Genomic DNA, 6,000 nt, shown 5'->3' on the forward strand with positions numbered 1-6,000 from the left:
GTAATTTCTTCTCCCCTTGCGGGAGAAGGATACGAAGCCTTGTCACGCAGTGACTAGGCGTAGTTGGATGAGGGGTCTGCGAGCCGCAGGCTCGCGCGATCGCAAGCGACCGCACCCCCTCACCCAGCTTCGACCAGGCAGCAAGCTGCCAAGTCTTCACATCCCTCTCCCGCAAGGGGAGAGGGGAAGGAGTGTAGAATGACGACGTTAAAGACCCGCCCCGCCGCGGTGACGCTGACCCCCAACGCCGAAGCGCGCGTCGCGTCGCTGATGGCGGCTGCGCCCGAGGGCGCGATCGGGGTCAAGCTGTCGACCCCGCGCCGCGGCTGTTCGGGGCTCGCTTACTCGGTCGATTATGTGACCGATGAGCAGAAGTTCGATGAGAAGATCGTTACCCCCGGCGGGGCGTTCTATATCGACGGCGCGTCGGTGCTGTATTTGATCGGCAGCGTCATGGACTGGGTCGAGGATGATTTCGCCGCCGGTTTCGTGTTCGAAAACCCGAACGCGAAAGGCGCCTGCGGCTGCGGCGAGAGCTTTACGGTCTAGCGCGCTTTTTCCTGCGAAATATGGTATGACTTCCGCCTCGGGGGAGGTTTGCCATGACGCGCATTTTCTACCTGCTGTACGCGGCAATCGCCTATGCGATTTTCCTTGCGGTATTTCTGTACCTTATCGCGTTTGTCGGCAATCTGCCGGGCGCGCCCTTGACGATCGATCGCGGGCCAGAGGCGGCGATCACGCTGGCGCTGCCGGTCAATGTCGCGCTGATCGCATTGTTCGGCCTGCAACATAGCGTGATGGCGCGGCCCGCGTTCAAGGCGGTGTGGACGCGTTACGTCCCGCCACCGATCGAACGCAGCACCTATGTGATGATGACGAACCTCGTGCTCGTCATCCTGTTCCTGGGCTGGCATCCGATGACCGCGCCGGTGTGGACGGTCGAGCATCCGGTCGGCGCGGCAATCTTATGGGGTCTGTTCGGCCTCGGCTGGGCGATCGTGCTGGTCAGCACATTCCTGATCAACCATTTTGAACTGTTCGGGCTGCAACAGGCCTGGTTCGCGTGGCGTGCCCGCACCGCCGCGACACCGGTGCTACATCAGCCGCTATTCTACAAGCTGGTCCGACACCCGCTTTACGCCGGATTTCTTCTCGCTTTTTGGGCGACCCCCGCGATGACCGCGGGTCACCTGCTGCTCGCCGTCGGCCTGTCGATCTATATGCTGATCGCGATCCGGCTGGAGGAGCGCAATCTGATCGATACCTTCGGCGCCGATTATGTCGCCTATCGTGAAACGACCCCGATGCTGGTGCCGGGTTTGGGCGGCAGCGCGCCGCGAACGGACTAGCTGCACACCGACCAGCCGGCCGTCCGATCCGCCATGTCGAAATGGAAATGGTCGGCGTGCGCCTGATTATAATCGGGCGACAATGTCGTGCTGAACAGGTCGCATGATCCGTCGCGGACGGCGTGGAGGAAATCGCGGCGGACATCGGCGTCGTCCCAGTCGTCGATCAGCGCGATGCGCGTCCCGTCGGCGAGGATGAAGGCCGAAATGTCGATCGCGTTGGCGGTCGAATGTTCGCTTTGCGCCTGCCGCCCCGCGATCTTGCGGCAATTATAGCTGCCCAGATTCTCGAACGCGGCGACCTTTTGCCCAAAATGCTTTTGCGCCAGCGGCTGAACGACATCGCGATTCCACAGCATCATCGCGGCGGTCACCGCGCAGCCCGGCGCCGCATTGGCCGGCCGCATCGTCGGGACGAATCGATTGCCGGTCAGCACCAGCCGCTGGTCGGCGCGGCACACCCCCTGCCCCACCACCGGCCGCCGCAGATAGCGCGCGCCGGCGCGGTCGAGCGCGGCGAAACAGGCGCTGGTGTCGCCGACCAGCCCGACGAGCTTGCGATGCGTCGCCCATCCCTGCGGATGCGCGACCTCGAAGCGCGCGGTCGGGATATGTTCGGGATGATCGCGTACCCACTGCATCCCCCGGATCGCGCCGAGGGTCAGCAGCACCGCGATACCCAGCCAGATCAGATAGGGTCGAACGCTTTTCATGCGCCCCTATTGGAGGGCCGCGCCGCGCAGCACAATGGCGGGTCAGACGGGCCGGTCAGGCTGGCCGGACTTTCAGCGCCTCGTCGTGCGATGCTTCGCCGCCCAGCGTACCGAGTTCGCCCGCGGCGCGCGCCTTGCGGCCATAGACGATTTCGAACAACGGCCCCGCCATCACCGTGGTGACGATCGCCATCAGCACCATGATCGCGAACAGCGTCGGCCCGATGATCCCTTTTTGCAGGCCGATGTTGATGATGATCAACTCCATCAGCCCGCGCGCGTTCATCAGCGCCCCGATGCCCAGCGCGGTCCGGTTGTCCTCGCCCGCCAGTCGCGCCGCAAGCCAGCAGGCGCCAAACTTTGCCGCGATCGACACCAGCAGGATGCCGAGCGCGATCGCCAGCAGCGACAGGCTGTTCACCGTGGTGAGCTGGGTGTTGAGACCCGAATAGGTGAAGAACATCGGTAACAGGAAAACGACCGTCAGAGGCTCGATCTTGCGTTTGATCTCCTCGGTCAGCAGTCCGCGCGGCATGCAGGCGCCAAGCAGGAAACCCCCGAAAACGGCGTGGATTCCAACCGCGTCCATGAAGAATGCAGACATCGCATAGAGCATCAGCACCACAGCGAGCAGGCCATGCGACAATTCGCCGCTGGCCTCGACCGCCCGCCCAAGCGGGATCAGCAACCTGCGCCCGACGAAATACATGAATAGCGCAAAACCAAGGCCGCCGATGATCGCAATCAAGGCAATGGCCGGTCCACCGCCAAAGGTCGCCAGCACAATGGCCAGCACGCACCACGACACCGCATCGTCAAAGGCGCCGGCGGTGAGCGACAATGTGCCCAGCGATGTGTTGGCCAGCCCGCGCTCGTTGATGATCCGCGCCAGCATCGGGAAGGCGGTCAGCGCAATGCACGCGCCCATGAACAGCGTCGCGCTCGCTTGGCCCAAACCGTCGGTAAACAACCCCGGGACATCGAGCAGGAACGGCGTGATCATTGCCGCGAACAGAAAAGGTGCGGCGATCCCCGCCGCCGACACCGCGACCGCACTCTTTGCCTTCGACTGGAAATGGTCGAGCCGCAGCGTCGTGCCGACCAGGAACATGTACAGGCCGACCCCGAACTGGGCGCCGACGTACAGCATGTTGCGCGTCTCCTTGGGAAACAGCGCCGCCTGAAGATCGGGAAAGACCAGCCCGAACAGCGACGGCCCGAGCAGCACGCCGGCGATCATTTCGCCGACAACTTGCGGCTGGCCCAGGAATTTTTTCGCGGCCCAGCCGACGACGCGACAGACTAGCAGGATGACCGCGATCTGCAGGAAGAAGTGGATGCTATAGTCGGTCGGGGTATAGCTTTGCGCCGCGTTCACCGCGGGGCCATGCGCGCCCAGCACGTCGCCGACGGTTTGCAGCAGTTCGTTCAGCATGTCGGTCATCGCTCACCCTCCCGCAGTGCGGAGTCGCTGCCCGCCTACCGCTGCCTGCTTGTCCCCGCCCTATCGATGCGGAGCAATGGGGCATATGTATCCCGAATTGTGAACGCTAACAAGGCCGGAAACATGGAGCTAACGGTCAATATGGGAAATGGCTGGATCAGCGCAGGGGGACGAAACTGACCGTCAGCCCGTCCTTCGGGCGGGGGATCGGCAGCACCTGCCATTTGGGCTCATAACCGTCGGCCACGACGATGCGGTGCGTCGTGATGACATGATGGAAAAAGATCTTCGCCTGCATATACGCAAAGTGCAGCCCCAGGCACATATGCGCGCCGCCGCCGAACGGCACCCACGCATATTTGTGCCGCTCGCGCGCGACCTCAGGCGAAAAGCGCATCGGGTCGAATTTCTCGGGCTCGGGCCAATGTTCCGCCATCATGTGGGTAAAGGCGGGGCTGACCCCGACCGACGTCCCCGCCGGAATGCGATAGCCGCCATATTCGAAGTCCTTGAGCGCGCGGCGCGGGAAGCTCGGCACCGGGGGCACCAGCCGCAGCGCTTCCTTGAACGCCCATTCGGTCATTTCCAGCTCGCCCAGGCTGTTGTGACCGACGCCTTCGCCCGCGGGCGACACCGCGAGCATTTCTTCGCGCAGCTTGTCCTGCCATTCGGGATGCTTGGCGAGCATCCACACCATCGAGGTGATCGAGCTGGTGATCGTGTCGTGCGCCGCCATCATCAGGAAATTCATATGATCGACGATCGCCTCGGCGCTCAGATAGTCGCCATTGTCATCGCGGGCGCGGCAAATCTGGCTGAAAATATCCTCGCCCGTGCCCTCGCGGCGTTCGGGCACCATGCGACCGAAATATTCGACCAGGTAGGCGCGGCCCTTGGCGCCGCGCCCCATCGCGGTGAACGGCATCGGCACCCGCACGACGCCGATCGACGCCTGCACCATGTCGACAAACGCCTTGTTCACCTTGTCCGCCTCGGGGCCAAAGGGAATACCAAGGAAGCTGGTCGCGGCAAGATCGAGTGTCAGTTTCTTGATCGCGGCATAAAATTGGAACGTCTTGCCGCTCCACGATGCGACGCGATCCTTGATGCCTTCGTTCAAAGAGTCGGCATAATGGCGCATCGGTTCGGGCTTGAACGCGACCGATAGCACCTTGCGATCGGCGCGATGCTTTTCAAAATCCATCAGCATCAGCCCGCGCGGGAACAGCAGGTTGAGCACCGGTCCCCAGCCCTGTTCGGACGAAAAAATCTTCTCGCGATCGAACATCACCAGCTCGTTCGCTTCGGGACCGTGCAGCGCGACGCTGCGCCCGCCAAAGCTGTTGTTGCGATAAACGCGGCCATAGGTGGCCACCATCCGGGTGGTGAAACTACGGTAATCGCCAAGCTGTTCGAGGGTGTTGCCGATCACCGGCAGACCGTCCTCACCCGGAATATGGTCGAGCATATGATCGGGGTTGCGCGGCAGCCAATGCTGCGTCTCGGGGCCGAAACGAGCCTCGGGCCATTTGATATTGGTGGGCGCATTCATCGGGTCACATCCTCGTTCCTGCTGTTTCACCGTCTTGCGTAACGCACTACTGACAGTGATGCAAGTAACGCCTTGGGGCACTTGGACCACCATTCACCGCAAATTCAACTCGACTCGGGCAGCGTCGCGTTCAAGATAACCGCTCCATCCGGACGCGGCTTTTAAGGAACGGCTCGATGCCCATCAGGTTCAGGCGCCCTCTGTCCATCGCGCTCGGTGCGGTCGCGACGACCACGCTCGGCGGCTGCTATTATGGCGACGTTTATGGCGCGAGCTATGCCTCGGGCAGCGACTGCGCGGCGCGCTATGGCAACGCCTATTATGATTATGACGGCTATGCCTATGACGACGGTTATGGCTATGACTGCTATGATGCGTCGGATTACGGTGGCGGGTTCGTCAACATCGGCTTTGGCGGCGGCTGGTACGACGATTATTATTACCCCGGCTACGGCATGTGGATGTTCGACACTTATCGGAACCGCTACCCGCTGCGCGATCGCTACCTGAATTATTGGGGCGGCCGCCGCGCCTGGTGGAAACATCATGGCGGACGCGGTGACGGCCAGCCGGGCCGCCCCGGCGGCTGGCACCGCGGCGATGGCGACGGGCGTCCTGGCGACGGACGTCCGGGCAGACCGGGCGGCTGGAACCGCGGCGATGGCAATGATGATGGCCCGCGCGGTACCCGTCCGGGACGCGGGCCGGGCGACGGCAATGGCCGCCCGCCGCCGGGCAGCGGCAACCCCGGGCGTCCCGACTGGAACAGCGGTCGCCCGCGTCCCGATCCGCAAAATGGCGCCGGCCGTCCGCGCCCGATCCGCAACCTGCCCGCGACCGAGCCGGGCGAGATGTTTTCGCCCCCGCGCCCTGGTGCAAACACTGGTGCGGACATCCGCCGTCCCCCGCGCGCCGATCGGCCCGCCCCGGTGTTCCGCC

General features: G+C 63.5%; 6 protein-coding genes. 3 read left to right on the top strand and 3 right to left on the bottom strand.

Annotated features, from left to right (window positions below; all coding sequences use genetic code 11):
* Positions 1-198 precede the first annotated feature (198 nt).
* Positions 199-549 (top strand): iron-sulfur cluster assembly accessory protein, encoded by a 351-nt coding sequence (locus FFS68_RS07035; RefSeq protein ID WP_137752472.1) that lies wholly within the window; start codon positions 199-201, stop codon positions 547-549.
* Between the two features lie 53 nt (positions 550-602).
* Positions 603-1,352 (top strand): methanethiol S-methyltransferase, encoded by a 750-nt coding sequence (mddA, locus tag FFS68_RS07040; RefSeq protein WP_137752473.1) that lies wholly within the window; start codon positions 603-605, stop codon positions 1,350-1,352.
* Here the strand turns inward: mddA and FFS68_RS07045 are convergent.
* The 3 genes from FFS68_RS07045 to FFS68_RS07055 all read right to left on the bottom strand — a co-directional run bounded on the left by FFS68_RS07045 (position 1,349) and on the right by FFS68_RS07055 (position 5,061).
* Positions 1,349-2,065 (bottom strand): extensin family protein, encoded by a 717-nt coding sequence (locus FFS68_RS07045; protein WP_137752474.1) that lies wholly within the window; start codon positions 2,063-2,065, stop codon positions 1,349-1,351. The genes mddA and FFS68_RS07045 overlap by 4 nt on opposite strands.
* A 55-nt stretch (positions 2,066-2,120) precedes the next feature.
* Complete coding sequence (locus FFS68_RS07050; protein ID WP_137752475.1) at positions 2,121-3,509, bottom strand: cation:proton antiporter; 1,389 nt, start codon at positions 3,507-3,509, stop codon at positions 2,121-2,123.
* A 157-nt stretch (positions 3,510-3,666) separates the two neighbouring features.
* Positions 3,667-5,061: a cytochrome P450 gene (locus tag FFS68_RS07055; RefSeq protein WP_137752476.1), complete on the bottom strand. Its 1,395-nt coding sequence runs from the start codon at positions 5,059-5,061 to the stop codon at positions 3,667-3,669.
* Positions 5,062-5,237: 176 nt separating this feature from the next.
* Here FFS68_RS07055 and FFS68_RS07060 point away from each other — a divergent pair.
* Positions 5,238-6,000 (top strand): hypothetical protein (locus tag FFS68_RS07060; protein ID WP_137752477.1); only part of this gene is annotated, 763 nt, incomplete at its 3' end.

Source organism: Sphingopyxis sp. L1A2A, assembly GCF_005502465.1.
Classification (GTDB): Bacteria; Pseudomonadota; Alphaproteobacteria; order Sphingomonadales; family Sphingomonadaceae; genus Sphingopyxis.